3 protein-coding genes and 1 tRNA gene are annotated in these 4,085 nt (G+C 35.2%); 2 read left to right on the top strand and 2 right to left on the bottom strand.

Annotated elements, in window-relative coordinates; all coding sequences use genetic code 11:
• Positions 1-130: 130 nt before the first annotated feature.
• Entirely contained in the window at positions 131-1,192 is a 1,062-nt protein-coding gene (locus tag MUW73_RS00405; protein ID WP_243018074.1) for an Mrp/NBP35 family ATP-binding protein, read from the bottom strand.
• A gap of 680 nt (positions 1,193-1,872) precedes the next feature.
• Between MUW73_RS00405 and MUW73_RS00400 the strand changes: the two genes are divergently transcribed.
• On the top strand, positions 1,873-2,580 hold the full coding sequence (locus MUW73_RS00400) for a hypothetical protein (RefSeq protein WP_243575137.1): 708 nt from the start codon (positions 1,873-1,875) through the stop codon (positions 2,578-2,580).
• Positions 2,581-2,607: 27 nt separating this feature from the next.
• A protein-coding gene (gene prfB / locus MUW73_RS00395; RefSeq protein ID WP_243018072.1) for a peptide chain release factor 2 occupies positions 2,608-3,679 on the top strand; the annotation gives its coding sequence in 2 pieces (ribosomal slippage) (positions 2,608-2,664 and positions 2,666-3,679; 1,071 coding nt in all).
• A gap of 64 nt (positions 3,680-3,743) precedes the next feature.
• Here the strand turns inward: prfB and MUW73_RS00390 are convergent.
• Positions 3,744-3,832: transfer RNA gene (locus MUW73_RS00390), tRNA-Ser, on the bottom strand.
• Positions 3,833-4,085 lie beyond the last annotated feature (253 nt).

Below are 4,085 nucleotides of genomic sequence, written 5' to 3'. Positions count from 1 at the left end.
GTTTTTTTATATATTATTATATATAATAATCAATTAAATATATCCCTTAAGCTGACGCCATTGCATGAACAGATACAATCTAAAAGTTGTATTGTATTGCCTGTCCATCCATATTAATTTTATTTAAAAATTATTCGTCTGTAGGCGCATTTTGGCATGCTATTTGTTGTGCTAGCATTTGTGCTATTGTATGAAAAGGAAACATTGTGTTAGAAGGTATAACACCTAGATCTCCCTGTTGGCAGATCATGGGCAACAATGGAATTTGTCCTAAAAAAGGTATAGATGCTTTTTCGGCTAGTAGCTTACCTCCATCTTTTCCAAAGATATAATGGGGTTGGATGCCCCCTTTTTTTGCTGTTAAGAAGTAGGACATATTTTCTATCAATCCTAAAATGGGTACCTTAATTTGTTCTTTTTTAAACATAGCAATTGCTTTTTGTGCATCGATTAGTGCGATTTTTTGAGGTGTAGTCACCACTACAGCTCCCGTAATCGAAATAGTTTGTACCAAGGTAAGGTGAATATCACTGGTGCCAGGAGGCAGGTCAATCAATAAATAATCCAATGAACCCCAATCTGCATCTTGCAACAATTGCTTAAAAGCAGCACTGGCCATAGGTCCACGCCATACAATGGCTTCTTGCATATTGGATAAAAATCCAATAGAAAGCAGCTTAACATTATTTTTTTTGATAGGAATAATATGGCGCTTTCCTGCCTGTTCTACTATAGTTGGTTTTATGGTTTGGCAACCCCACATAGTAGGAATAGATGGCCCAAATATATCAGCATCTAAAAGTCCTACATCTGCACCATGGTTAGATAACGCTAGTGCCAAATGGGTAGCAATAGTGGATTTGCCAACACCACCTTTTCCAGAAGCAATAGCAACAATATTTTTCACGCCAGGTAGTATAGAAGATGCATGACGTCCTGAAGTGACTTTGGACATAAGGTTAATCACAATTTCAAAATCATTGGTTACCTCTTGACGAATCGCTTGTATACATGATTGTTTAATCACTTCTTGTAAGGGGCAAGCTGGGGTAGTCAGTACAATTGTAAAAGAAATCGTAGCATCATTTATATAAAGATTCTCAATCATACCCAATGAAACGAGGTCTTTTTTTAAATCAGGATCCTCTACCCTACTTAAAGCTTGTAAGATCCTTGCTTGTAACCGATTCATGATTGGAGGGTTTGCGTGATCATGCTACCTAGACTATAATTATAATATTATGTATATGTTTAATTTATAATGGTAAATTTAAGCCGTGAGAAATTTTTATCTTGATTTCTTGTCAAGAAAAAAGTGGTATTAAAATTACTAAGTACCAGTAGACTAAGTGAAAGCCATTATTTTTAAAAATCAATAAAATATAGATCTTAAGTTGACGCCATTGGCTGTTCACGAAATGGCTCAAAAAGTCATTTTTGCTTTTTAATGGGTGCCATAGGGCTGAATGGATAAGTTTAACTGAATCCAACAAAAATAGATAAGCCAAAGTAAAGAAAAATTTATGGATTTTTCATAAATTTGAAGCTCCTTAGGAGCTGTTAAATAGATGAAAAATTGTATCCATTTACTACTGTGGCAGAAGTGCACCCCAAAAACGCCCCTTGTAAAATAGGTTGCGCCCAGAAAGTGAACGTTACAACTAAAATCGAAAAACAGTTTTTACCCATGTCGGGAACAGATACGCAAAATCTATGCTTAGATCTTGTATGCTAGATAAGCCAAAGTAAATTATAACTATTGTGTAATATAAATATTATAACTATAATAAGTTGGTTATTTAGCGCGCGCCAAGTATCTTACTATAAGATTATTTATTTTTGTTTGATTTTATTTCTCTAATTCTTATGCTGATGCAATCAAAAAAAGTTAGGTTTTTAGTTTTTGTATCGCTATTTTTTTTTCAATCTCTTCCCAGTAGCTCTGCCTTAGGGGTAGATTTTATAGAAAAAGCTCATTTTAATAAAGATGGATCTGGAGAATTTAGCATTCAAGTTGATTTAAAAAAGACAAGGAATTTAATTGCCTTTATTAAGTACTTACATAAATTACGTAAAGACTATAAGGATATAACGCAAGCTATTGCGTGTCATGCCTTTAACAAGGCTAGCGAAAGGTTAGAACAACTATCCGATATCAGTCAAGTATGCGTCAAGCATAATAAAAAAATGCTTAAGGTTGAATTAAGCTTTAGCTTTAACCATATTGAAGCCCTTAATGAAGCTATGAGCAAAATTATTCACAAAGGCTTAGATCCCCCTAAGATCACCTATTTTAGTCTTGATGACGAGCTCTTTGTCCGTGAAGATATAAATGGTATCACCAAAAAGTTGTTGTATTATCAAGATAATGATAACAGCTTGATTAAAAGTTTAAAGCTACTCTCCTTTTTTAAGGAAACTAGCTATAAGACTATTTATACTTTTCATAAAAAAATTAAAAACTGTAGTAATCCATTAAGCAAGTTCACGGAAAACACAATAAGGATTACCCACCATGTCTTTGCTCCTGATGAAATAGAACACTCCATAGGAAATCGTGTTTTTTTTGCAAAAGATTAGTTTATTAAATAGTAAAGTACCATTTTTATGAAAACCAAATACGTCTACCTAGCAGAAAGAATAGAGGCTTTAAAGCACTGTCTTTGACTATGCTGGTAAAAATACCAAACTAACACTTTTAGAAACACAAGTTACAGACCCTTCTTTTTGGTCAAATCCAGCGGAAGCACAACAAACCATCCAACAAATTAAAATCTTAAAGGAAGCGATTAGTCAATTCAATACCATACAAGCTCAATGGGAAGAACTGCTTGTATTAGAAACTTTATTTGGAGAAGATAGTGTAGCCCAAGAAGAGCTTGCTCTGTTAGCATCAGCTCTTACGAAGTTGTTAGAGGAAGCTGAGTTAAAAAAAATGTTGGATGGGCAAGAAGATCATTTAAATGCCATCATAGATATAAAGCCAGGTGCGGGTGGCACAGAAAGTCAGGATTGGGCCTATATGTTGGTCCGTATGTATACTATGTGGGCAACTAAGCGGGGTTATACAGTTAAAACTGTTAACTACCAACCAGGAGATAGTGCTGGCGTAAAGGCTGTTACCCTAGAAGTGATAGGTTCTTATGCTTATGGATATATTAAAGCAGAAGTAGGTATTCATCGACTCGTACGCCTTTCTCCTTTTGATGCTGCAGGTAAACGACACACCTCCTTTGCCTCTATATATGCAGCCCCTCTTATTGATGATTCTATAAAAATTGAAATCAACCCTACCGACCTTATTTGGGATACGTTTCGCTCTGGTGGAGCAGGAGGGCAAAATGTCAATAAGGTAGAAACAGCTGTTCGTGTTAAGCATATTCCCTCTGGTACCGTAGTAGAATGTCAACAAGAACGCTCTCAACTACAAAATAGGGATAAAGCTTTGCAGTTGCTTAAATCTAAGCTCTATCAACAAGAATTAGACAAGAGAAGGGAAAAACAGCAGCAAATAGAGCAAAATAAAAAAAAGATTGAATTTGGTTCCCAAATCAGGAGCTATGTATTGCATCCTTATAAAATTATTAAAGATAACCGAACAGGCTATGAACGAAAAGATGTAGAAAATGTTTTAGATGGAGATCTTGATGGGTTTATAAAAAGTTATTTATTACAATAGGATTCAATGGCGTCTTTGTATCTCTTCAAGCTAATGGCTGTCTTTTAATGATCTTTTGCTAAAGCGGAGTAGGAGGGATTCGAACCCCCGGTACCTTTTTTAGGGTACATCCGTTTTCGAGACGGATACCTTCAACCACTCAGACACTACTCCAACAGCTATTCAAGCCCTGACCCACGGAGGCAGATTATACCTAAAAAAGAAACGGCATACAAGCCAGTTTTTTAGAAGTACTGTGGCAGGACCACGCACAAAAAGACAAAAGTAGGATCAAAAAGTCTTTTTTACCAGTCCTATGAACAGACAATGGCGTCAACTTAAGGAATTTTTAATTATTTTTATTTGATTATAAGGCTTTTTTATCTTACTTTTTTCTTGATAAAAAGGTAAGCAAAAAATCAAGCCC

The organism is Candidatus Cardinium sp. cByotN1 (assembly GCF_022810525.1).
Lineage (GTDB): Bacteria > Bacteroidota > Bacteroidia > Cytophagales > Amoebophilaceae > Cardinium.
Note: the sequence above shows the minus strand (reverse complement) of the source record. Positions and strands in the feature narration are given on the sequence as shown.

Bases quoted from the DNA above. Each gene is read 5' to 3' on its own strand.
- MUW73_RS00405 (WP_243018074.1), bottom strand. From the start codon at position 1,192: ATGAATCGGTTACAAGCAAGGATCTTACAAGCTTTAAGTAGGGTAGAG.
- MUW73_RS00400 (WP_243575137.1), top strand. From the start codon at position 1,873: ATGCAATCAAAAAAAGTTAGGTTTTTAGTTTTTGTATCGCTATTTTTT.